Annotated in this window: 23 protein-coding genes and 1 riboswitch; of the genes, 11 read left to right on the top strand and 12 right to left on the bottom strand. The window is 43.6% G+C overall.

The window, feature by feature from the left end:
• Positions 1-321 precede the first annotated feature (321 nt).
• The 7 genes from gmhB to ACFSJY_RS07115 form a co-directional block, all read right to left on the bottom strand.
• Complete coding sequence (gene gmhB, locus ACFSJY_RS07145; protein WP_386032690.1) at positions 322-858, bottom strand: D-glycero-beta-D-manno-heptose 1,7-bisphosphate 7-phosphatase; 537 nt, start codon at positions 856-858, stop codon at positions 322-324.
• Positions 859-983: 125 nt separating this feature from the next.
• Complete coding sequence (locus ACFSJY_RS07140) at positions 984-1745, bottom strand: SDR family oxidoreductase (RefSeq protein ID WP_386032687.1); 762 nt, start codon at positions 1743-1745, stop codon at positions 984-986.
• Positions 1746-1818: 73 nt separating this feature from the next.
• Positions 1819-2709, bottom strand: coding sequence for a 3-hydroxyisobutyrate dehydrogenase (gene mmsB, locus ACFSJY_RS07135; RefSeq protein WP_386032684.1), 891 nt, complete (start codon positions 2707-2709; stop codon positions 1819-1821).
• Between the two features lie 11 nt (positions 2710-2720).
• Complete coding sequence (locus ACFSJY_RS07130) at positions 2721-3848, bottom strand: enoyl-CoA hydratase/isomerase family protein (protein ID WP_386032682.1); 1128 nt, start codon at positions 3846-3848, stop codon at positions 2721-2723.
• Positions 3849-3858: 10 nt separating this feature from the next.
• Complete coding sequence (locus ACFSJY_RS07125; RefSeq protein WP_386032678.1) at positions 3859-4635, bottom strand: enoyl-CoA hydratase; 777 nt, start codon at positions 4633-4635, stop codon at positions 3859-3861.
• Between the two features lie 8 nt (positions 4636-4643).
• Positions 4644-5801: an acyl-CoA dehydrogenase family protein gene (locus ACFSJY_RS07120; RefSeq protein WP_386032675.1), complete on the bottom strand. Its 1158-nt coding sequence runs from the start codon at positions 5799-5801 to the stop codon at positions 4644-4646.
• A 99-nt stretch (positions 5802-5900) separates the two neighbouring features.
• Positions 5901-7085 (bottom strand): acetyl-CoA C-acyltransferase, encoded by a 1185-nt coding sequence (locus tag ACFSJY_RS07115; protein WP_386032672.1) that lies wholly within the window; start codon positions 7083-7085, stop codon positions 5901-5903.
• Positions 7086-7431: 346 nt separating this feature from the next.
• Here ACFSJY_RS07115 and ACFSJY_RS07110 point away from each other — a divergent pair, with 346 nt between their 5' ends.
• The 10 genes from ACFSJY_RS07110 (at position 7432) to ACFSJY_RS07065 (ending at position 18027) form a co-directional block, all read left to right on the top strand.
• Positions 7432-7815, top strand: a complete 384-nt coding sequence (locus tag ACFSJY_RS07110; RefSeq protein WP_386032669.1) for a MerR family transcriptional regulator — start codon at positions 7432-7434, stop codon at positions 7813-7815.
• 54 nt (positions 7816-7869) lie between these two features.
• Positions 7870-9039 carry an isovaleryl-CoA dehydrogenase gene (locus ACFSJY_RS07105; RefSeq protein ID WP_386032666.1) on the top strand — a complete coding sequence of 390 codons (1170 nt, stop codon included), beginning with the start codon at positions 7870-7872 and terminating at the stop codon, positions 9037-9039.
• 153 nt (positions 9040-9192) lie between these two features.
• Complete coding sequence (locus ACFSJY_RS07100; protein ID WP_386032663.1) at positions 9193-10800, top strand: carboxyl transferase domain-containing protein; 1608 nt, start codon at positions 9193-9195, stop codon at positions 10798-10800.
• 10 nt (positions 10801-10810) lie between these two features.
• Complete coding sequence (locus tag ACFSJY_RS07095) at positions 10811-11644, top strand: enoyl-CoA hydratase/isomerase family protein (protein ID WP_386032661.1); 834 nt, start codon at positions 10811-10813, stop codon at positions 11642-11644.
• Positions 11645-11672: 28 nt separating this feature from the next.
• Entirely contained in the window at positions 11673-13685 is a 2013-nt protein-coding gene (locus tag ACFSJY_RS07090; protein WP_386032724.1) for an acetyl/propionyl/methylcrotonyl-CoA carboxylase subunit alpha, read from the top strand.
• Positions 13685-14587 (top strand): hydroxymethylglutaryl-CoA lyase, encoded by a 903-nt coding sequence (locus ACFSJY_RS07085; RefSeq protein WP_386032658.1) that lies wholly within the window; start codon positions 13685-13687, stop codon positions 14585-14587. Before ACFSJY_RS07090 ends, ACFSJY_RS07085 begins: the two co-directional genes overlap by 1 nt.
• Positions 14588-14644: 57 nt before the next feature.
• A complete protein-coding gene (locus ACFSJY_RS07080; protein WP_386032655.1) occupies positions 14645-15352 on the top strand; it encodes a CoA transferase subunit A in 708 nt (235 codons plus the stop codon).
• A gap of 23 nt (positions 15353-15375) precedes the next feature.
• Complete coding sequence (locus tag ACFSJY_RS07075; RefSeq protein ID WP_386032652.1) at positions 15376-16032, top strand: 3-oxoacid CoA-transferase subunit B; 657 nt, start codon at positions 15376-15378, stop codon at positions 16030-16032.
• Positions 16033-16183: 151 nt separating this feature from the next.
• A riboswitch (cyclic di-GMP riboswitch) is annotated at positions 16184-16270 on the top strand.
• A gap of 61 nt (positions 16271-16331) precedes the next feature.
• Positions 16332-16691, top strand: coding sequence for a DUF3718 domain-containing protein (locus tag ACFSJY_RS07070; RefSeq protein WP_386032649.1), 360 nt, complete (start codon positions 16332-16334; stop codon positions 16689-16691).
• A gap of 184 nt (positions 16692-16875) precedes the next feature.
• On the top strand, positions 16876-18027 hold the full coding sequence (locus ACFSJY_RS07065) for a patatin-like phospholipase family protein (protein ID WP_386032647.1): 1152 nt from the start codon (positions 16876-16878) through the stop codon (positions 18025-18027).
• A 42-nt stretch (positions 18028-18069) separates the two neighbouring features.
• Here the strand turns inward: ACFSJY_RS07065 and ACFSJY_RS07060 are convergent, their stop codons facing one another.
• Positions 18070-20013, bottom strand: coding sequence for a monovalent cation:proton antiporter family protein (locus ACFSJY_RS07060; RefSeq protein ID WP_386032722.1), 1944 nt, complete (start codon positions 20011-20013; stop codon positions 18070-18072).
• 247 nt (positions 20014-20260) lie between these two features.
• Here ACFSJY_RS07060 and ACFSJY_RS07055 point away from each other — a divergent pair, with 247 nt between their 5' ends.
• Entirely contained in the window at positions 20261-21151 is an 891-nt protein-coding gene (locus ACFSJY_RS07055) for a GGDEF domain-containing protein (protein ID WP_386032644.1), read from the top strand.
• Between the two features lie 12 nt (positions 21152-21163).
• On the opposite strand, the gene ACFSJY_RS07050 is transcribed toward ACFSJY_RS07055, so the two are convergent.
• The 4 genes from ACFSJY_RS07050 to ACFSJY_RS07035 form a co-directional block, all read right to left on the bottom strand.
• Complete coding sequence (locus ACFSJY_RS07050) at positions 21164-21571, bottom strand: hypothetical protein (protein WP_386032641.1); 408 nt, start codon at positions 21569-21571, stop codon at positions 21164-21166.
• 228 nt (positions 21572-21799) lie between these two features.
• A complete protein-coding gene (locus ACFSJY_RS07045) occupies positions 21800-23098 on the bottom strand; it encodes a DEAD/DEAH box helicase (RefSeq protein WP_386032638.1) in 1299 nt (432 codons plus the stop codon).
• A gap of 49 nt (positions 23099-23147) precedes the next feature.
• Positions 23148-23513, bottom strand: coding sequence for a SpoIIAA family protein (locus tag ACFSJY_RS07040; RefSeq protein ID WP_386032636.1), 366 nt, complete (start codon positions 23511-23513; stop codon positions 23148-23150).
• A gap of 38 nt (positions 23514-23551) precedes the next feature.
• Positions 23552-24955: an alanine/glycine:cation symporter family protein gene (locus tag ACFSJY_RS07035; protein ID WP_386032633.1), complete on the bottom strand. Its 1404-nt coding sequence runs from the start codon at positions 24953-24955 to the stop codon at positions 23552-23554.
• Positions 24956-25051 lie beyond the last annotated feature (96 nt).

Genomic DNA, 25051 nt, shown 5'->3' with positions numbered 1-25051 from the left:
TGTTAAAGAACTGAATCTTGCGATTCCAGTCAACATCGCACTCGTGTTAACTGTGTGCTCTCTCGTTGAGAGCGGATGCGCATTTTACGCTTCCCTGTTTTAATGTCAACAACTTTTTGAAAAAAAGTTTAATTTATTTTTCTAAGTTATCTGACCCGTTTAGTGGCTTTATAAAGTGACTAAACTTATCAAAACAGCTTCTTGGCTTGTCCCCGAGAAGTGGATGCGCATTTTAGGGATTTTTCGGGTGGCGTCAACACCTAAATTACGAATAATTGTAAATTGTAGTTCAAGTGCGCACTTTTTGCACAATAATGGCGATTAACAAAGGAATGCTGCCGCTTCTTTAATACTGTTAATACGGTGTGCGTGTGTATTTTCGTCATCCTGATACTGACTCGCCACAAGTATTTTATTGTGAATGCCTGCAGCTTCAGCCGCTTTCATGTCTGATACCTTATCGCCGATAAACGCGCTATGTCCCAGACTAATACCATGCTCTTTAGCCGCTTTGAGTATCATACCTGGCGCAGGCTTTCTGCAATCACAAGTAATAACATACTCATTGTCGCCTTTTTCTGGATGATGAGGACAATAATAAACACCACTTATTTGAATATCGCGACGAGCAAACTCTATTTTCATCCACTCGGTTAATTGCAGAAAGTCATCTTCTGTATAGTAGCCTCTCGCTATGCCCGCTTGATTAGTAATGACATATATTTCATAGCCCATATCGAGCGCATAACGACAAACGTCAAAAATACCATCGACAAATTCGAAATCTTTAATTTGATGAACATAACCAAAATCGACATTAATAATGCCATCGCGATCTAGAAACAGTGCTCTTTTCATACTGCTCTCTTAATTATCTGTTTACTTATCTACTATTGATAATTCATAACGAAATAAAAAAGACGAGCATGAAGCTCGTCTTTTTCAATATTTCATACATCATACTCTAATGAGCATAGCATGAATTACATGCTTAAGCCGCCATCAATCTCTACAACGCGGCCAGTAAAGAATTCATTTTCAAGAATATATTTTACTGTATGTGCTATTTCGTCAGCTTCACCTAAACGGCCAACCGGTTTCATTTTTTCTAAGCGCTCTCGCATTTCTGGCTTCATTGCATCAGTCATCGCTGTGCGGATCACACCCGGCGCAATAGCGCCAACGCGGATACCATGTCGACCAAGCTCACGTGCCCAACAAACCGTCATCGCAACAACACCCGCTTTAGATGCTGCATAGTTTGTTTGGCCCATATTGCCGTTACGCGCTATAGAGGACATATTGATGATCACACCTTTGCGTTCATTCTTCACCATATGAGCAGCCGCTTCACGACCACACAAGAAGACGCCTGTCAGATTTACATCAATAACTGATTGAAACTGCTCCAACGACATTTTCTTAACGATTTCGCCATCTTTTGCTTTAAGCAACATACCGTCTCGTAAAATACCAGCGTTGTTTACTAATGCATCAAAGCCGTCGAAGTCATCATTTATGCTATTAAAGGTATTTTCTACTTCAGCTTCATTTGTGACATTTGCTAAATAATATTTTGCCGAAGAGCCCGCTTCTTCTATTAACGCAACGGATTCTTTCAGCATATCTTCGTTTAAGTCGATTAACGCTAGACGCGCACCTTGAGAAGCAAGGTTTACCGCCATAGCACGACCTAAACCTTGTCCGCCACCTGTAACAACGATGACTTTATTTTCTACTTTCATATTTGTTCTCTAAAATTTGTCTCTATACCTTTATTGATAGCCTTGCATCTTTGGTCAAGGAATACCGATAAAATTAGTTATTTTTGTTGAACACGTTAAAGATGCTCGAAAAGTCTTTACCACCTTGTCCACTTGCAGCATGCATAGCATATAAACTGCGTGCCAATGCGCCCATAGGCGTAGAGGACTGACTTGCAACCGCAGTATCCATAGCGAGACCAAGATCTTTCGCCATCAGGTCCACCATAAAGCCACCATTATAATCGTTAGAAGATGGCACACCTTCCATCACGTCTGGGCAAGGGTTGTAAACGTCTAATGTCCAGTTGCTGCCTGAAGACTTACTCATAATATCCGACAACACTTTCGGGTCTAAACCATTTGCAATACCTAGTTGAAGCGCTTCAGAAGTACCCACCATCAGCACAGACAACAGCATGTTGTTACATACTTTAGCAACTTGACCCGCGCCTAGGTCACCAGCATGGAATAAGTTTTTACCCATATTGGTTAAAACAGGCTTTGCTTTCTCAAATGCCTCTTTCGTGCCACCAACCATAAAACTCAATGTGCCAGCTTGTGCACCGCCCACACCACCAGACACTGGTGCGTCAATAAAATCGATACCTGCTTCAGTTAGCGTTTTACCGACTTCTTGTGCACTAGCAACGTCAATAGTTGAAGAGTCAATAACCAACGCACCTTTGTTGATATGATTTACTAAACCATCTTCGCCAATGTAAACCGCTTTTACGTGCTTGCCAGCAGGTAACATAGATACAATAACCTCTGCACCTTTTACCGCTTCTTGTGCCGACGTCGCTGTTGATGCGCCATGTTCAACAACATCAATGACCGCTTGTGCTGATAGGTCATAAACGCATACGCTGTGACCCGCTTTCACTAAGTTAATCGCCATTGGGCCACCCATGTTGCCCAAGCCAATGAATGCAATATTCGCCATGATAACGCTCCTTATTCCTGACCGAGATCAGCTAATGGATGTTCTTCTGCTTGCCACATTGGTGCGAAGAACCAGTCGATAACGCTTGTATCAGCGTTTTCTATAGAATCAAATTTCCACGATGGTTGATTGTCTTTATCAATTAATAATGCACGCACACCTTCTTGGAATTCTCCGTGCTGCCCACATTTCACTGATAGTCCTAATTCAAGACGGAAACAGTCAGCTAAGCTCATTTGCTTACCCACTTCTAATTGGCGATACACCAAGTGACCACTGATTGCACTGCCATGCTTTAATGATTTTTGCGCTTTGTTAAACCATTTGTCTTCTATTTCCACGGTCACGATTGCATTAACGATCTCAGAAATGGTTTCGCCTGACGTAACATGTTCAATGACCGCTTTATTGGCGCGAACGTGAGATACTGGCAACTGGGTGTTCGATTCTAGCTCGAGCTCATGCATAACATCGTTTAATTTGTCATGATTCAGTGCAATAGTATCGCCCCAGTTAACCGTCAACATTTGATCGATCAGCGTTTGCTTTTTATCTGCTGTAATAAAGTAATCAGCAAGACCTGTATACTTGGCATCACTCGCATTGATAGAAGCGCCTGTTAGGCCTAGGAATAAGCCGCAGTTGTCAGGCATTTTATTAAGGAAATAGGTACCACCCACATCTGGATATAGCCCAATACTGATCTCAGGCATCGCGATTCGGCTAGATTCAGTTACCACTCGGTGGCTACCACCAACCATCATGCCAAGGCCACCGCCCATGACAATACCATTGCCCCATACAATAAACGGCTTGTTAAACGTATGAATCAAATAGTCTAGGCGATATTCTTTCGTGAAATACTCTTCAATGCCTGGCGCGTATTCACCAGGGTGAGTTTTCATTTCATTGTATAGTTTGACGATATCACCGCCAGCACAGAATGCTTTTTCACCTGCACCTTGAAGCAGTACAACTGAAATACTGTCGTCTTCTTGCCACGCTTTGAACTGTGGATATAGCGATTCAATCATTTCGCCGCTTAATGCATTTAATGAACGTTCCGCATTTAACGTGGCAACACCAATGTGCTTTCCGTTGGCACACTCTAGTTGCTCAAATAACACAACATCTGTCATGTTTTTCTCCTTATTTGTTCTGCCAAACAGGCTTGCGCTTTTCAAGGAATGCGTTAACACCCTCTTTTTGATCTTCTGAATCAAACAGATCAACAAACGCTTGGCGCTCTTGAGGAAGAGCCTCAACCAACGGCATATGTCGGTGCTTTTGTACCAATTGCTTACATGCAGCTACCGCTACAGGACTTTGATTCGCGACTTTACTTGCTAGCGCAATAGCAGCTTCTAAACCATTACCTGATTCCACTACTTCTTCAACTAGACCAATGGCTAATGCTTTGTCAGCTTTGATGCGCTCTCCACATAAAATCATGCGTTTAGTCCATCCTTCACCCACTAAAATCTGCAGGTTTTGGGTACCGCCAGCACAAGGCAACAAGCCAACAGTAGCTTCAGGAAGTGCCATTTGCGCGTGCGCTTCAGCGATGCGAATATCACACGCCAATGCCACTTCTAGTCCGCCGCCCATGGCGTAACCGTTGATCGCAGCAATTGAAACACCACGAAAGTTTGACAATGTCTCAAACGCTTCGCCGAAAATATCAGACATCGCACGGGCGTTTTCTTTGTCGCCATCAGCGAATACATTTAAATCAGCACCTGCTGAAAAAAACTTGTCACCACCGCCAGTTAACACCAGTGCGTACACGTCTTTATCTTCATTTAGTGACAACACTAAATCACGTAAGTCGGTTAACGATTGTTGCGTCCATGTATGCGCAGGCGGATTATTAAAGGTAACAATAGCGGTATTACCTTGTTTTTCTAGTTTTAAGTAATCAGACATCATGGTTCCTATAGCAGCTGGCCTGCGCCTTCAGTTAACAAGCGACGTGCAATAATGACACGCATAATTTCATTGGTGCCTTCAAGAATTTGATGCACGCGAACATCACGGAAATGACGCTCAAGCGGGTATTCTTTAATGTAGCCATAGCCACCGTGAATTTGCAGCGCAGCGTCACATACTTGGAAGCCAACATCTGTCGCAAAACGTTTTGCCATTGCACAATATGCTGTAGCTTCCGGGTCGCCAGCGTCTAACTTATATGCTGCCAAACGCACCATTTGACGGGCTGCTACAAGTTCAGTCGCCATATCTGCCAACTTAAACTGTAACCCTTGGAAAGCAGCAATCGGCTTACCAAACTGTTGACGCTCTTGCATGTATTCCATCGCTGTATTTAACGCTTGCTGGGCAGTACCCACTGAACACGTTGCGATATTGATGCGACCGCCATCAAGGCCTTTCATGGCAATTTTGAAGCCATCACCTTCTTCACCAAGTAGGTTCTCTAAAGGCACTTTGACATTGTCAAAGGTGATCAGTTTCGTTGGTTGTGCGTTCCAACCCAGCTTTTCTTCTGATTTGCCGTAAATAATACCTTCACTGTCGGCAGGAATAGCAAGCGCAGAAATGCCTTTTGCACCTTCACCACCCGTGCGCACCATCACAACAAGCACGTCAGTATCACCCGCACCGGAGATAAACATTTTAGAGCCATTAACCACATAATGTTCACCGTCTTTCTTGGCGCTTGTACGCAAAGACGCGGCATCAGAACCCGCACCCGGCTCGGTTAAACAATATGAGGCTAGCTTTTCACCCATCACTAACTCTGGACACCAAGTGTCTTTAACACTTTCTTGACCCCACGTAGCAATCATCCAGGTTGCCATGTTATGAATAGTCATCATGGCAGTTGTCGCGGTACAGCCCATAGAAAGCTGCTCAAAAATAATCGACGCGTCTAAACGGCTTAAACCTAAACCGCCAGCATCTTCTGGCGTATATAATCCGCAAAAACCGAGTTCGCCGGCCTTAGCAATAACGTCTTTAGGAAAAATATGCTCTGCATCCCATTTGGCTGCATGAGGCGCAAACTCAGCATCAGCAAATTGCTTCGCTGTATCTGCAAACATTTGTTGGTCTTCGGTAAGATCAAAATTCACGAAAACATCCTCTTGTAAACGAAAAAGCTCAACGCCCCCGTATTTTTATTTTAAGAACGGTCGAGGGAAATTGAGCCTGTTGTAATAATGTGTAGTTAATTAAAGCATTTCGACGGCGATAGCTGTTGCTTCACCACCACCGATACATAAAGTTGCAACACCTTTTGATAAGCCTTTATTTTTCAAGGCATGAATAAGTGTCACCATAATACGCGCACCACTTGCACCTAGCGGATGACCTAATGCACAAGCACCACCATTGATGTTTACTTTGTTCACATCAAGCGCCAGCTTATCAATGGCTAACATAGTTACCATGGCAAATGCTTCGTTGATTTCGTATAAATCAACATCAGCCGCTGACCAGCCTGCTTTCTCAAGTAATTTTTTTACTGCACCAACTGGCGCAACAGTAAATTCTTCTGGCGCTTGTGCATGTGTTGCATGCCCAACGATTTTACATAGTGGTGTTAAACCGCGCTTTTCAGCTTCTGATTGTTTCATCAGTACTAATGCTGCTGCACCATCTGAAATAGAGCTAGAGTTAGCAGCAGTAATAGTTCCGTCTTTTTTGAATGCTGGGCGTAACGATGGGATTTTGTCTGGGCGAGCATTGCCAGGTTGCTCATCAATTTCAACCACTGTGTCACCACGACGAGACTTAACGGTTACAGGAGAAACCTCATTAGCGAATGCACCTGATTCAATAGCAGCATTTGCACGGCTTAATGAACGAATAGCATATTCATCCATTGCTTCACGCGTATATTGCTCACCGTCAGCCGTTGATTGTGCAAAGCAGCCCATAGAAACACCGTCATAGGCGTTTTCTAAACCATCTAACATCATGTGATCGATTACTTGGCCATGACCCATACGCATGCCACTACGCGATTTAGGTAACATGTATGGCGCATTCGACATGCTTTCCATACCACCAGCTACCGCTACATCAATAGAACCAACAAGTAATGAATCATGAACATCCATCACAGATTTCATGCCTGAGCCACATACTTTATTAATAGTGTTACATACGGTTGATTGCGCTAAGCCTGCACCCAATGCTGCTTGACGAGCAGGTGCTTGTTTAAGGCCAGCAGGTAGTACACAGCCCATCACTACTTCATCAATTTGATCAGGTGCAACACCCGCTTGTTCAACTGCTGATTTAATTGCTACTGCACCTAATTCAGGTGTAGTAACGGCAGAAAGTGAACCTTGGAAACCGCCCATAGGCGTACGAGTAGCGGAAACAATAACAATAGGATCTGAAACAGACATAATGCTCTCCATTAAAAGGCAATATACATTGCTGAGTCGTCGAAAAGTGGCCTTACTCTATACCAAACTAACGTTTACGCCAACGTAAACTTTAGTGCTACTACCAGTGATTTTGTTTCAACGTGTAGCGTAACAACCGAGTTCGACAGAAATAAATTTGCGCATACTTTAGAGCAACCTTTTACCGAGATCTTCCCTTTCATCAATTATGAAAGCACTCTTAACCCGCCAAGATGTAACTTATCCCTTACACTCAATGTATTCTGCAGCAAAACGACCAAACTTTACCTTAACGTAAACTTACCCTATAGTAACTGCCACATTATAAGTTTTAGATATAGTCATTATGTCCAGCGCCCAAAAGACGTACTCCATTGGCGAATTAGCAAAAGAATTTGATATCACAACGCGCAGTATTCGATTTTACGAAGACCAAGGCTTGTTGGCTCCAACGAGACGCGGTCAAACGAGAATATACAACCAACGTGACCGAGTTCGACTAAAGTTAATTTTGCGAGGTAAACGCTTGGGGTTCTCACTTGCTGAGACTGGCCGTCTATTTGAACTTTATGACATGGACAAAACCAGTGCGAAGCAACTGGAAACGATTTTAGATTTAATCGCCGAGAAGAAATCGGACTTAAATCAGCAGTTAGAAGACATCAATATTGTCTTAATGGAATTATCGAATCTAGAACAAAGCTGTCTAGATACGTTAAACAAAATTTAATAGCCGCAAAAACACAACGGCAAGATTACACAAGATACTCGTTAAGGAACTCTTATGATTTCTACATTCCCGTCGCTAAACTTTAACTTGGGCGAAACTGTTGACATGATTCGCGATCAAGTCAACGCCTTTGCTCGTGACGAAATTGCACCACGCGCAGCACAAATCGACATCGATAACGAATTCCCAATGGACTTATGGCGCAAGTTTGGTGACCTAGGTTTACTGGGTATGACCGTTGACGAAGAGTACGGCGGAACAGGTCTTGGCTATTTAGAACATACCATTGCTATGCAGGAAATCAGCCGTGCATCTGCGTCTGTAGGGTTAAGCTATGGTGCAATGTCTAACCTTTGTTTAAACCAATTAAACAAAAATGGTTCGCATGAACAAAAAATGAAATACCTACCAAAGCTTTGTACGGGTGAACACATTGGTGCTTTAGCAATGTCAGAGCCAAACGCGGGTTCAGATGTTGTTAGCATGAAGCTTAGCGCAGAAAAGAAAGGCGATAAGTACATCCTTAATGGCAACAAAATGTGGATCACAAATGGTCCAGACGCACACGTTTACGTAATTTATGCAAAAACTGACGTTCATGCCGGTTCAAAAGGTATTACTGCGTTTATCGTTGAGCGTGACTTCCCAGGTTTTAGCCGCCACCAAAAACTAGACAAGCTTGGTATGCGCGGCTCTAACACCTGTGAATTAGTGTTTGAAAATTGTGAAGTGCCAGCTGAAAACGTACTAGGCGAAGAAGGCAAAGGCGTTAAAGTGTTAATGTCTGGTCTTGATTACGAGCGTCTTGTTCTTTCAGGTGGCCCGCTAGGTATTATGGATGCATGTATGGACCTAGTTGTTCCTTACATTCACGACCGTAAGCAGTTTGGCCAATCAATTGGCGAGTTCCAATTGGTTCAGGGTAAAGTCGCTGACATGTACACACAAATGAATGCAGCAAAATCATACGTTTACATGGTTGCTCAAGCCTGTGACCGTGGTGAGACAACTCGTAAAGATGCTGCTGCAGTTATCCTTTACTCTGCAGAACTTGCAACCAAGATGGCACTAGATGCAATTCAGCTACTTGGCGGTAACGGTTACATCAACGAGTTCCCAGCAGGTCGCTTACTGCGTGATGCGAAGTTATATGAAATTGGCGCGGGTACTTCTGAGATTCGCCGTATGCTTATCGGTCGTGAACTTTTCAACGATTCTAAGTAATTGTTAGTGATTTAGGCTTCACCAATCGCATGAACTTTTCGTCAGCGATACTCACATACACTTGTATGCTGCGTGTCGCTTTCTCAATTTCAAACGATTGTTATTGCCAAATCAAACAATTGGACACTAACAATATTTTAAAAGGAAAATATCGTGCCTAAGATTACTTCCAAAATAAACACTCGCAGCCCAGAGTTTCTTGAAAATGCTGCGCACATGCAGCTTCAAGTAGATGACCTAAAAGCTAAGTTAGATGAAATAAAGTTAGGTGGTGGCGAAAAATCTCGCGACCGTCACTTATCACGAGGAAAGTTACTGCCGCGTGACCGTGTTTACCAACTACTTGATGAAGGCTCACCGTTTTTAGAGCTATCGCAATTAGCTGCATATGAGGTGTACGACGATAATGTACCTGCAGCAGGTATCATCACAGGTATCGGTCGTGTTGGCGGGCAAGAATGTATCATTGTTGCCAACGATGCAACGGTGAAAGGTGGCACATATTACCCACTAACGGTGAAGAAACATTTGCGCGCACAAACCATTGCACAAGAAAACAACTTACCGTGTATTTATTTAGTCGATTCAGGTGGCGCGAACTTACCAAATCAAGACGATGTTTTCCCTGACAGAGAACACTTCGGCCGCATTTTCTTTAATCAAGCCAATATGTCGGCGCAAAATATCCCGCAGATTGCTGTCGTTATGGGCTCATGTACCGCTGGTGGTGCGTATGTACCAGCAATGGCTGATGAATCTATTATTGTTAAAGAACAAGGCACTATTTTCTTAGCGGGTCCACCGCTTGTGAAAGCAGCTACAGGTGAAGTGGTAAGCGCTGAAGACTTAGGTGGTGCCGATGTCCACTGTCGTACTTCAGGTGTATCTGACCACTACGCACAAAACGATCATCATGCGCTAGAAATTGCGCGCAATGCCGTGAAGAACTTAAACCGCATTAAGCCAATGCAGGTGAACATTGAGGAAGTCGCTGAGCCAGCATATGACGTAAACGAAATTTACGGTGTGATTCCAAAAGATTCTCGTCAACCGTTTGATGTTAGAGAAGTCATCGCACGTATTGTTGATGGCAGTGAATTTGACGAATTTAAAGCGCTATACGGTACAACACTGGTGTGTGGCTTTGCGCGTATCTTCGGCTACCCCGTTGGTATTGTGGCGAACAACGGTATTTTATTTGGTGAGTCAGCACAGAAAGGTGCTCACTTTATTGAACTGTGTTCACAACGCAAGATTCCATTAATCTTCTTACAAAACATCACTGGTTTTATGGTAGGTCAACAATATGAAGCCGGCGGTATAGCAAAACACGGTGCCAAAATGGTAACCGCGGTTGCTTGTGCTCAAGTACCAAAATTCACAGTACTGATTGGCGGTAGCTTCGGTGCAGGTAACTACGGTATGTGTGGCCGAGCTTATGATCCTCGCTTCTTATTCATGTGGCCTAATGCGCGTATCTCGGTAATGGGTGGCGAGCAGGCAGCAGGTGTACTTGCACAAGTTAAAACCGATCAGATGGCTAAGCGCGGCGAAACATGGTCTGAAAAAGAGCAAGCTACGTTTAAACAGCCGATTATCGACACCTATGAGCAACAGGGTCACCCTTACTATGCTTCTGCCCGACTTTGGGATGATGGTGTTATTGACCCAGCTGACACTCGTCAAGTGCTAGGTCTTGCTATCTCTGCATCATTAAACAAGCCAATTGCAGATACGCAATTTGGCGTCTTCAGAATGTAGTGGTGTTGTGATGACAGAAAATATGAAAACGGAAAGCACAGCGTTAGTTACATTGGTTATTGAGTCAGGTGTTGCCACTGTGACTCTTAATAACCCAGACAAACACAACGCCTTTGATGACAGCATCATCGCGCAATTAACTGATGCATTTGATGAAATCGCCAACAACAACGACGTTCGCGTTATGGTGCTTGCGTCGAATGGCAAAAGCTTTTCTGCTGGCGCGGATCTAGGCTGGATGAAACGCATGGCGAGTTATAGCTATGAAGAAAACTTAACAGATGCCAATGCCCTCGCAACCATGCTAAATAAATTAAACTTTATGCCACAGCCAACCATCGCAAAAGTCCAAGGTGCTGCGTTTGGTGGAGCAGTTGGTTTAGCCAGCTGTTGTGACATTGTCATCGCGAGTGAGAAAGCAAGCTTTTGTTTGAGCGAAGTAAAACTCGGCCTTATTCCAGCCACCATTAGCCCTTATGTAGTTAACGCTATCGGCTTAAAAGCATCGCGTCGTTACTTCCAAACAGCAGAACGTTTTTTTGCAGACAAAGCACAGCAAATAGGTCTTGTCGACGAAGTAGTCTCGCCAGAAGCGCTGGACGAAGCGACAGACAAGATGATCGCACAGCTACTTTCAAATGGACCAGAGGCGACTCGCCAGGCGAAACAACTGGCATTTGATGTTGCTTATCAGGCTATTGATGAAAAGCTGATGCAGGAAACCAGTCAACGTATTGCAGCGATTCGCGTGTCTGAAGAAGGCCAAGAAGGTCTGACCGCATTTTTCGAAAAACGCCCTGCAAGTTGGCTGGTTCAAAACACTGCTAAGAACGATAAGCGATAGGAGTAAACAACGAATGACTACATCAAAAATGTTCACCAAAATCCTCATCGCTAACCGTGGTGAGATTGCGTGTCGAGTAATTAAAACCGCGCGCCGCATGGGTATTCATACTGTGGCTGTTTATTCAGACGCAGACAAAGACGCACTGCACGTTACCATGGCAGATGAAGCGGTATACATTGGCGCTTCACCTTCACGCGACAGCTACTTAGTGTCAGAAAAAGTGATTGAGGCGGCTAAAGCCACTGGCGCACAAGCGATTCACCCTGGTTATGGTTTTCTATCAGAAAACGCTGAGTTCTGCCGTCTATGTGCTGAAAAAGATATTACCTTTATTGGCCCTCCAGTGGGTGCTATTGAAGCGATGGGATCGAAGTCTGCCGCTAAATCAATCATGGAGAAAGCCAATGTACCATTAGTCCCTGGCTACCATGGTGATGATCAATCTGAAGCTGTATTGAAAAAAGCAGCAGACGATATGGGTTACCCTGTATTGTTGAAAGCTACCGCAGGAGGCGGTGGTAAAGGCATGCGTCAAGTTTGGTCAAGCGATGAGTTTTCAGAGGGTTTAGCGGCTGCCAAACGTGAAGCAGCGTCTAGTTTTGGCGACGACACCATGCTGGTGGAGAAGTACTTAACACAGCCACGTCACGTTGAAATTCAAGTATTCTGTGACAACCATGAAAATGCTGTTTACTTGTTTGAACGTGATTGTTCTGTGCAACGCCGCCACCAAAAAGTGATTGAAGAAGCCCCTGCCCCAGGTATGACAGAAGCGCTACGAGATCAAATGGGTCAAGCAGCCATTCAGTCTGCGAAAGCTATCGGCTATCGTGGTGCGGGTACCGTAGAATTTCTATTGGATGTAGACGGTTCATTTTACTTCATGGAAATGAACACTCGGCTTCAAGTTGAACACCCTGTCACAGAATTAATTACTGGCCAAGATTTAGTGGAATGGCAATTACGCGTCGCTGCGGGTGAAAACTTACCTAAAACGCAATCAGAATTGGAAATTAAAGGCCATGCATTTGAAGCGCGCATTTATGCTGAAGATCCGGACAACGATTTCTTGCCTGCGACAGGTAAATTATCGTTCTTAGTGCCACCTCTAGAGAGTGAGCATGTACGTGTTGATACCGGTGTTCGCCAAGGTGATGAAGTAAGCGTTTATTACGACCCGATGATTGCTAAATTAATAGTGTGGGACGAGTCTCGTGAAAAAGCATTACAGCGCATGGCAAAAGCGCTTGCAGAATATCGGGTCAATGGCGTGACGACGAATATCGACTTTTTGTATAACTTGGCGACATGTGCCCCATTCGTCAATGCTGATTTAGACACTGGTTTTATTGAAAAGCACAACGATATTATCTTCCACAAGGATCAGCAAGCACTGGCAAACGAACTGCCAATGGCTGCACTTTATTTGGTGTTAAGCAGAGCAGAGCAAGCCAAACAAGCGGCGTCAAAAACAAATGATCCGTTTTCCCCGTGGAATGCAACCAATGCATGGCGTATGAATGAAGCCAATGCACAAACGTTAACATTGAACCACAGTGATACTGACTACGACGTAACGGTTGAGCAAAAAAGACAAGGCAGTGACTCATACTACCTTGTACAAATTGGCGATCATAGCTATGACTGCCAGGGTGATATTGATGGCAACACGCTTTACTTCACTATTAACGGCTATCGCAGTTGTGCGCAAATTGCGCACAATGAACAGCACATCAGCTTGTACCGACCTAATGGCGTATTTAACTTTACACAAGTATTGCCAGACTTAGGCGAGTCTGGTGAAGACGCTGGTCAAGGCGGCTTAGCTGCGCCGATGAACGGTACCATGGTTGACGTACTTGTTCGCGCTGGCGACAAAGTAGAAAAAGACCAACCACTTGTCATTATGGAAGCAATGAAAATGGAACACACTATCAAGGCGCCAAGTGCAGGTGTGGTTACTGCTCTATTCTTCCAAGCTGGTGATATGGTGGATGGCGGAGCAGAGTTGCTATCGTTCGAACCGGAGGAAAGCTAATGACAATGCCAAGTCAGGTGAAAATTGTAGAAGTTGGTCCACGAGACGGTCTACAGAATGAAAAGCAGTTCATTGAAGCAAGTGACAAGATTGCACTTATCGATATGCTTGCCGACGCAGGTCTTGATTATGTAGAAAGCGGCAGTTTTGTATCACCCAAATGGGTGCCTCAAATGGCGACCTCATCTGACGTATTCAAAGGTATTTCTCGTAAAAATGGCGTTACCTATGCTGCACTAACGCCAAACATGAAAGGCTTTGAAGCAGCTATTGAGAGTGGCGCTGATGAGGTTGCAATATTTGGCGCAGCAAGTGAAGCCTTTAGTCAGAAAAACATTAACTGCTCGATTGCCGAGAGTCTAGAGCGCTTTGCGCCAGTTATGACTGCCGCAAAAGAACATGGTTTAAAAGTCCGCGGTTATGTCTCTTGCGTTGTTGGCTGCCCTTACGATGGATTTATTGAACCTGAAAAGGTAGCGGAAGTAGCAGAGCAACTATACAACATGGGTTGCTACGAAATATCGCTTGGCGACACTATTGGTGTGGGTACAGCGGCAACTGTACAAAATATGCTACAAGCAGTATCTAAGCGTGTACCAATGGACAAGCTAGCAGTTCACTTCCACGATACCTATGGTCAGGCGTTAACCAATATTTACACGGCACTTCAAATGGGCATCAGCACGGTAGACGCTGCTGTTGCTGGTTTAGGTGGTTGTCCTTATGCTAAGGGCGCTTCAGGCAATGTTGCCAGTGAAGATGTTGTCTACCTACTTAATGGTTTAGGTATAGAAACTGGCATCGATTTTGACAAATTACTGGCTGCTGGTTGGTTTATTAGTGACAAATTAGGTCGCGAACCTGTATCGAAAGTATCAACAGCATTTAGAGCTCAGCAGTAATACCAATTGGTATAGAGAATAATAAAAATTGCCTCGGCAATTATTGAGGAGATTACAATGGCAGGATTCGACAAAGTCGTTTCAAGTTATGAAGAAGCAATGGCGGGTATTGAAGACAATATGACCGTCATCGCTGGTGGTTTTGGTTTATGTGGTATTCCTGAAAACCTGATCGCTGAAATTAAACGCAAAGGCACAAAAGGCCTTACGGTTGTATCAAACAACTGTGGTGTTGATGACTTTGGTTTAGGTGTTTTGCTTCCAGATCGTCAAATTAAGAAGATTGTTGCTTCTTATGTTGGTGAAAATGCAGAGTTCGAACGTCAAATGATGTCTGGCGAGTTAGAAGTAGAACTTACCCCGCAAGGTACGCTAGCCGAAAAAATGCGTGCAGGCGGTGCTGGCATTCCAGCATTCTTCACAGCAACGGGTTACGGTACACCAGTAGCAGAAGGCAAAGAAGAGCGCGAGTTTGATGGCCGCATGTATATTATGGAAGAAGCAATCAAAGGTGATTTCGCGATTGTTAAAGCATGGAAAGCCGACCGTTACGGTAACCTCGTGTTCCGAAAAACAGCGCGTAACTTTAACCCAATGGCAGCTACTGCGGGTAAAATTACCGTTGTTGAAGTGGAAGAAATTGTTGAACCAGGTGAATTAGATCCAGATCAAATTCATACGCCAGGTATATACGTCGATCGCCTAATCCAAGGCACATTTGAAAAACGTATTGAGCAACGTACAGTTCGCTCAAGTGACACTTAATTAACGCGCAAAGGAGCATAATCATGGCTTTATCTCGTGAACAAATTGCAATGCGCGTTGCGCAAGAATTACAAGACGGCTATTACGTAAACTTAGGTATTGGTATCCCTACATTGGTAGCGAACTATGTACCTGACGGTATGGAAGTAATGCTACAGTCTGAAAATGGCTTGTTGGGTATGGGTCAATTCCCAACTGAAGAAGAGCTCGACGCTGATATGATTAACGCGGGTAAGCAAACCGTTACCACAACCACAGGCGCCTCAATTTTCGATTCAGCGGAATCATTCGCAATGATCCGTGGCGGTCACGTTGACTTAACGGTACTTGGCGCTTTTGAAGTTGATGTAAACGGCAACATCGCCTCTTACATGATCCCAGGTAAGCTTATCAAAGGCATGGGCGGCGCTATGGATTTAGTTGCTGGTGCTGACAATATTATTGTGACCATGACACATGCGTCTAAACACGGCGATTCAAAATTACTGCCTGAGTGTACACTGCCTCTAACGGGTAAAGGCTGTATTAAAAAGGTATTGACCGACTTAGCATTTATCGAAATTAAAGATGGCAAGTTCCACTTACTTGAACGTGCACCGGGCGTATCTGTAGAAGAAATTGTTAAATTGACAGCAGGTGAACTTGTGGTACCAGACCACGTTCCTGAAATGCAATTCTAGTTTTTCTATATAATTCATATAATTAAAAGGGGCTTAACGTCCCTTTTTTGTGCTTGACATTTAACAACATCAAGCAGAATACGGCGTTGAAGGTTACATCTAACAGTGAAATAGTTGCAATTCGTTACAAAGTTTGTTAATACTTAAGGTGACAAAGAAAAGGCAAGGTACATGAAAGTGTGCTACGCAAAGCCACCGGTCTAAGGGCAGTGACGCCTATGACAGCGGAGTTACCTCATCAAGGTACGTTCCAGTGGTTTTTTCTTTTTATATAAACTTAATTATCAAGGTTATTAAAAATGAAAAAATTATTACTAGCTTCTACCATCACAGCTTTAACATTAACGTCTGTAGTCACAGCACCTCAGGCACAAGCTAACAACATTGCACAAAGTGTTTGTGAGTATGTAGCCGCTGATGACAAAAAACGCATGCGTTCGTTTTTGAAGTCGAACAAATTAAAAATACGCAGTATTTTTGATGGTATTCAATGTAATGGTCAGAACTTGTTGGAGTTTGCCGTAGCGAAGAATTCAGTAAAAACGGGCGAATTGATGATTAAAAAATTATCGAAGAAAGTCGTTTCTGCTAACTTAGCTTCACTACAGGCAGGATCGCAACCTTTTGCTGATGCCGCGAATTCGCGCGTTAGCAGCTAAATTATTTTCTGGTAGACGTTAGTAATAATTTTTACTAGTTGATAATTCTTTAGTCAGTAATCAAAAGGCCAGCATTGCTGGCTTTTTTATTGGCTGTTATTTTGTTTTCAACACTAGAGCATCGCTCACTTGTCGATTACACTGAGCAGCAAAGGTACATTTTGTGAATTCATAAGCGGTAAACATGCCTCACAAAAAAGCATACATTGGAAGTAATAACGCCCTACTGCTTACAGGCGGTGGAGCAAGAGCGGCTTATCAAGTAGGTGTATTACAAGCGATAGCCTCATTTATTCCCAGAAATCATGGTACGCCATTCCCTATCCTTTGCGGCACGTCGGCTGGCGCTATTAACTCAACAGCACTCGCTTGTTACGCCTCTTGCTTTCACTTAGGTGTCAAAAAGCTTGAATACATATGGAAGAATTTGTCGGTAGAGCGTATTTATCACACACGAGCAGATCGCGTAGCCGGAAATATTTTTACAGGCTTCCTTGCTAGTTTTCAAGCTGACTACGCCAATAAATTCCCACGCAGTTTACTCGACAACCTGCCACTAAAAGATTTACTGGGAAATGTACTCGATTTCAATCGCTTAGATAAGAATGTTTTGAACGGCTATTTGCGGGCTTTATCCATTACCGCGTCCAATTACACGACCGGTGATTCAATTACATTCTATCAATCAGCAGAGCAAATCCAGCCATGGTTCCGTGCCAAACGTCGAGGCGAACCTTGCCAACTGAGCATTGACCATTTAATGGCGTCTGCTGCAATACCTATCGTTTTTCCGTCGGTGAAAATTAGAAATCAACATTATGGTGATGGCTCTATTCATCAGCTTTCGCCAATGAGCCCGCCTATTCATCTTGGCGCAGAACGCATATTTATTATTGGTGTAGAGCAACCTAAAGAACCGCTTCACCCGCTAGAGAACAACCCGCATCCACCAACGGTCGGTACTATTGCCGGTCATATGTTGGACTCTATATTTACAGACACCCTACAAAGTGACTTGGAGCGCTTGCATCGTATCAATGACACACTAGCCCTCATTGATGAAGAAAAGCGGAAACAACAAGAAAACTTAAAGCATATTGATACATTCGTGCTTAACCCAAGCCACGATTTCAACGCTATCGCCACAGATTATTATTACGATTTACCGATGACAATTCGGTTGTTGATGCGATCTGCTGGCGTTAAGAATACACCAGAATCAAGCTTGCTAAGCTATATATTGTTTGACAAGCACTTCTGCCGTCATTTAATAAAAATAGGCTTTGAGGATGCGTTAGAGAAAGAGACAGAAATTAGAAGTTTCCTGTCTATCTAGCTACTAAAGAACAAAAAAGGAGCATAATGCTCCTTTTTTTAATTAAGCGCCTTCTTGAATGTAGCGCTCTGTTCTCTCTACTCTTCGCGGTTTACCGCGCAGAATTAACGTGTCTTGCGCTGCTAAAATCGTGTTTTCATCTGGCTCTTCAATTTCTTCATCACCGCGTTTTAGCGCAATAATACTCACTCGGCGACTTTCCAGTTCCAAAGAGCGTATCGAATGACCAACAGCATATGCGTCATTGGTCAGTAAAATCGCGTGTGCAAATTCAATACGGTCTATAGCTTCAGGGCTCATGTCCGTATGCTCACCTTGGAAGAAACCATGTAAATGGTTGTAATGATTCTTGCGCTCTTTTTGTACACGACGAATAATGCGAGAAAAAGGCACACCAGAGAGCGAAAGCACTTGGGAAACGAGCATTAATGCCCCCTCCAAACTTTCGGGCACTACCTCATTTGCACCTGCGGCTTGAAGCATGTCAAGCTGGTCATCATTTCGGGTCCGTACGAGAATAGGCACATCTGGCGACATCGAGCGGACCTTTTGAATAACCTCGGCAGATTGCTTATCTTCACCAAATGCAATAACCACAAGCTTAGCATGCTCAAGACACGCCGCATGCATTAACTCAGCTTGTCGTGACGAACCAAACAGTACATTTTCTCCTGCTTCTCTCGCTTTACGGGTTCTCAATGGGTCGATATCGATTGCTACGAATTCAATATGTTCTTGTTTTAAGAAACGGCTAACGGTCTGACCGATCCGCCCAAAACCACAAATAATAACGTGATCTTTCAGCTGCTGATTTCCCTCAGGCAAAGTGCCAAGTTCACTATTATCTATTGGCTTCTCGCGGGCCAAAACACGTCCCCATTTGCGCGCATTATTTACGATGTATGGCGTAATAGCCATACTGATAACCCCACTTCCTAACAATACCGATGTTACTTCGTTTGATAGCAGTTCCGCTTGTGTCGCTAGTGCTACCAATACAAAACCAAATTCCCCCATCTGAGCAAGCATAAAGCCAGTCGCCCAACCATCTTTACTCGACTCTCCTGCTCGCACTGCTAACTGTTTTACAATCAGCACCTTAATCATCATAAAGGCAAACATCGTTGCCAACAGTGTTAACGGTGAGGAAAGCAGCAAGCCAATATCTAACTTCATACCAATAATGACGAAAAAGAGGCCTAACAATATATCGCGGAATGGGCGGATATCGGCTTCTAGTTGATGCTTATATTCGCTTTCACCCAGCATCATCCCTGCTAAAAAGGCACCTAACGCCATTGATAAACCGAACCACTGGGTAAGAGAGGCAGCAAGCAAGGTAACCAGTAAGGTAGTCAACACAAAGAGTTCATCAGTACGAACACGTGCGACTAGATCAAATAGTCTAGGTAACACCCATTTACCTACAAACAATAAGATACCGACAACAACGACACCTTTGACTAAAGCCCATGATAGCGACAAGACCAATGAGCCCTCTGTATTAGGGGCGAGCATCGGAATAATAATAAGGAGCGGTACGACTGCCACATCTTGAAACAGTAATACGGCAACAGAAATTTGACCTGATTTGCGCTTCATCGCGCCAGTTTCACTGAGTTGTCTAATCACAATAGCAGTTGATGAGAGCGCCAAGATACCGCCAATGACAAATGCGCTGGCAAAGCTTTGACCAAATACCATCGCAAGCGCCATGAATATTGCCATTGAGATACCAACCTGTAGGCTACCTACAGCAAGTACCAAATGTCGCATCGCCATTAATTTGGGCAATGAAAACTCAAGCCCTAAGGTGAACAATAAAAAAACGATACCTAGCTCTGCGAAGTGCTCCAAGTCTACATCTTCACTTGCTAGCGCTAGTCCGTGCTCGCCGACAAGAATACCTGCGACCAAGTATGCCAAAATCGCTGGCAAGTTCAGCTTTCGAAATATAAACACAATTAGTACAGCACTAGCTAACATCGCCAGTATTTCGATATGTCCGGTCACGCCGTCCTCACAACTGTAGAATTAGGGAAAGAAAATGGTCAATTGCCATGCCTATCAATCTAAGCATAGCCTATTCAAACTTATACCTTAGTTTTCAATCAATTAAAAGATAGGAAGTTGACTAGTCTTATCAGGCACAGTCTTTGCATTAATATTCGCGAAGCTTTTTTAGCATCAGAGTTTTGACGCTTATTCATTAGCAATGAAAACGGGTAGTAGTATGCAGACGCTTAATTTACTTGAACAACAGTTCTCTAGTTTCAATGCCTTTCGATTATTTGAATCTGAGCACATTGAGAACAACAAACGCGGGATCGCCTTGTTAGAACAATTGCAAACCACGCTAGAGCTGGATGCCCTGCTTAATAAATTTGCCATGGAAGCAAGCAAATACGTAAACTTTTGCGGCCTCACCTTTAAAAATGAGGAAGCAACAGTTGTCATGCGCGGCCATCGGGAAGGCAACTTCTCTCGCCATTTCAAATTGGCTGTTGAAGGCGCCGCCCTCGGCACTTTAACCTATAACATCAATGCAAAATTCGCTGGTAGCCATTCTAAAATTTTAGAAGAACTACATACTTATTTGCTGTATCCATTGAAAAATGCGTTGCAGTTTAAAAGAGCACTCGCCATGGCAATGCAAGATAGTCTTACAGGATTAGGCAACCGCCGTTACTATGACGAGCAAGTTAAACGTGCCATGCATCAGGCGAAACGTCAGAAAAGCCAAGTAGGCCTAATCGTCGCCGACTTAAATAAGTTCAAAGCCATCAACGACACATATGGGCATGCAGTTGGCGACAAAGTGTTGGTTAACTTTGCCAATGCACTTCGAGATAGTGTCCGCGATTCTGACAGCCTTTTCCGTTTTGGCGGTGATGAATTTGTTGTACTGATTGAAGCAGCAGGCAAAGAAGCATTGGAAGTTTTATACCATCGCATTCATAAAGCCGTCGCGAGCAACGACTACTTGAACAAATATCAAGTGACATGTAGCTTGGGCGCAACATTTATGAATAACGCTGACAGTGAGCACAGCTTCTTTGAGCGTGCTGACCAAGCACTTTACCGTCGTAAAATGAATATGCCGTGTAACTTGGCAATTGTTTAATCACTATTGTGGTTATATGTGACGAAGTGCCGCTCGAATTTCTTGCGGCGTCGCACCTATATGAATACGGCAAAACATTACCGCTTCGGCAAAGTTTTCTATTCCCACCTTTGCCAGTGTTTGCCTAAAAACTTCCTTCCTTATACCAAATATCTGTACATAGTGGCTTACTGCTTCATCTACTGAAGGATATACCACACCGTCAAACGTAAATTCTGCTCTGTATTCCGAGTGTTCGACCTCAACACCTGCGTGAACAACTGTCCAACCCGGAAAATTAACTCGTTCTCGGGCTATCTCGTACATCATCCAGGCACATTTTTGGAAGCTCTCAAACGTGCCACCTTCAAGTCCTGCATTTGCTAGCTCTTCCTTGGTCCAATTAATACCAATAGCCAGATCTTTGCGATAAGCCCTCATAAGGCAAGTTTTAACGTGCTCTCGCACTTGCCAAATGCTGTTGCATTTAGCTTTTAAGGCAAACCCTCTGCATTCCTTGCAACAGGGAACTGTTAACGTGGGATGAGAACAGCCCAATACGATATGGCCTTGATGTGGAAAGGTAAATACATCGTCATGGGGCTCACCACAAAACCAACACTGATGACGATGTTTAAATGGAATGTCTATCGTTTCAAAAAGCAAAGGTTATCGACGCTTACCCGCGCGCCCTTTTTTAGTTTTTACAGATGCTTTGCCAGACTTAACTTGAGTTTTTTTCTTGGCAATGGATCTATTTTTTTCTTGCGTTGCTTGATAGCGATTTTTCTTCTCTGTATTCGAAATGGTTTTCTTACTGGCTGAATATTCAGCGTCTGTCATTTCATAACCGGGCAATACAATTTTATCGAATCTACGGCCAATCAATTCCTCAATATTACCCAAGAACTTTTCGTCTTTTGGACTTACAAGAGAAATAGCGGTACCACTTTTACCTGCGCGACCTGTTCTGCCGACACGGTGCACATAGTCTTCCGCCAAAAACGGCAAGTGGAAATTGACAACATACGGCAAACTCGGAATATCTAGACCTCGAGCAGCAACATCGGTTGCCACTAAAACACGTACGTCACCACTAATAAATTGCTCTAACGCTTTATTTCTCGCACCTTGTGATTTTTCACCATGACAAAGCGCAGCCTTAATTCCGTCTAACTTAAGTTCTTTTGCAAGCTGATTTGCACTATCTCGTGTACCTGCAAACACCATCACTTGGTGCCAGTTATTTACGCCAATTAGCTCAGACAATAGCTCACGTTTACGCGCCTCTGACACCCAGTAAACTGCTTGTTTTACTTTGCCAGATGTTGTGTTTTGTTTGGCTACACTGATTGTTTTTGGCGTATGCAGCAATTGATTAGCAAGTGTTTTCACCTTATTGGAAAAAGTTGCGCTAAACATCAGTGTTTGGTGCTTATGTTTGAATGAAGACGCAATACGTTCAATATCGGTCAAAAAACCCATATCTAACATGCGATCCGCTTCATCTAACACTAAACACTTCACTTGCGACAGCGAAACATTACGTAGTTGCATGTGTTCAAGTAATCGACCAGGTGTTGCCACTAAAATATCAACGCCTTCCTTTAAAGTCTTTTCCTGTTTAGCCATGCCAGCGCCACCATAAATGGCTGTTGATTTAAGCGGCATGAATTGAGCGTATGCTTGGATGTTTTCATTTACTTGAATAGCAAGCTCACGTGTAGGTGTGAGGATTAGCGCTTTTAGTATATGCACGCCCTCTTCAGCACTGTGTGACAGCTTATCTAATATAGGTAGCGTAAACGCGGCCGTTTTACCTGTGCCGGTTTGTGCGCTGGCAAGAATGTCCACACCCGTACGAATGACAGGTATTGCTTGCTGCTGAATAGGCGTCAGTTGTTTATAACCACACGCTTTAACACCTTTTAGTAAAGACTCAGACAAGCCAATTGCATCAACACTCATAAAACACTACCACCTATAAATTTCGCGCGATTATAGCAAGTATTTTGGCTTAATCCTCTAAAATCCAATATTTACTGTCTTCTAACGCATTTGAAGGGAAAAGTTTTATTGTTGGCTGAAGCAACATTCCTAGCAAAGAGCCCACTAATTCGACACTCGTATCATCGGAAATAAGTGCTACTTTATTGATGTATTGTTGATGCGAAAAAATAAATTGAAGGTGACTAGTGAATGCAGAGTAAGACTGCCACTGTGGCCAGTGTTCAGAGCAAACAATCAGGCCCTTAAGTCCTCCGGCTAGCGTTAAATAACCATCTATTTTTGATGACGCGTGGCTAAAATCATGCGCGGTAATATCGCCATCAAATTCAAAGATGGCGATACCATAGTTTGGCTGTAAAGTGACATTTAGCATAGAGCAAAGAAAACGATTTCTTTGCTCTAATTATAGTGCTACTTGCGCCAGATTTGAGGAGTTAAACCAAGAGATTTTTCTGTGTCTTTATCCACTTGATAAGTGGGGATTTTCCCACTCTTTATTTGTTGTTGATAATCTTTCGTCACCGATACGATTGCTTTAGAAAGCAGGAAAAGCGCGATTACATTGAATACCGTCATCATACCGGTAGATAGATCTGCCAACGCAATCACTTCAGGAAGAGAAGCTGTAGAGCCAAACACCAACATGGCTAAAAATCCGATGCGCAAAAACCACCTACCCAGCAAATTGTCCATATTCAGGTATTTAAGGTTGTTATCTGCATATGCATAGTTAGCTACAATAGACGTAAAGCCAAAGAATAAGATAGCCAGTGTAATAAATTCTACACCCCAATCCCCCACTTGATATGCTAGCGCCTGCTGGGTCATCTGTATGCCCATGGATGTATCACCGTTGCCGTCAGCCAACAGAATGATGAACGCGGTACAAGAACATACGAGCATGGTATCGAAGAATACCGCTAGTGATTGAATAAATCCCTGAGACGCAGGGTGCGGTGGGTTTGGTTCAGCGGCAGCAGCAGCGTTTGGTGAGCTACCCATTCCTGCCTCGTTTGAATATAAACCACGCTGGACACCATGCACAATGGCTGCACCAACTACGCCACCACCGGCTTCTTGAAGGCCAAATGCGGAACTAATAATGTTAGCAACGATACCAGGAATATGTTCGATGTTCATACCAATGACAAAGAGCGCCACAGCAAGGTAAGCGACGCCCATAAAAGGCACAGCAAGCTCTGCAAATCGAGCGATATTCTTTAAGCCGCCCAAAATAATGTAACCAGCTAACACCGTTATAACGATGCCCGTTATTAACGGGTCAATGCCAAAAGATCCGGCAAAGGCATCAGTAATAGAGTTGGCTTGTACAGAGCTAAAAACAAAACCATATCCAAAGAAAAGACACAGCGAAAACGTTATAGCTAAGCCTTTGCTCTTGAGGCCTTTGCTCATGTAGTAAGCAGGTCCTCCACGGTAGTTATTGTTTTCATCTTTTTCTTTATATAGTTGGCCTAGCGTACTTTCTGCATAAGCAGTAGCCATGCCGAAAAATGCTATTAGCCACATCCAAAAAATAGCGCCGGGGCCACCAAGTGTAATAGCAACAGCAACCCCCATGAGATTACCTGTTCCCACCCTTGCCGCTAGCGATGTAGACAATGCTTGAAAAGACGAAATACCATGTGGTGATTGGTTACGGCTAGATTTAAGAAGGCTAAACATATGCTTGAAATAGCGCAGCTGAATTAACCGTAGTTTAAAGCTAAACCAGATTCCGCATCCCGTAAGCAAGTAGATAAGAACACTGCCCCACAAATAACCATTAATGAAGCCAACCCATTGTTCAATCATATGTTAAACCATTGATAATCAGAATATTGTCCTAGCTTAGCAGATTTTTATTTGTAAAATACCGCTACTGATATACCAAAAACAACTTTACGTGAC

This window comes from Thalassotalea euphylliae (assembly GCF_042682785.1).
Taxonomy (GTDB): Bacteria; Pseudomonadota; Gammaproteobacteria; order Enterobacterales; family Alteromonadaceae; genus Thalassotalea_F; species Thalassotalea_F euphylliae.
The sequence above is the reverse complement of the archived record's forward strand: the minus strand, read 5'-3'. Positions and strand labels throughout refer to the sequence as shown.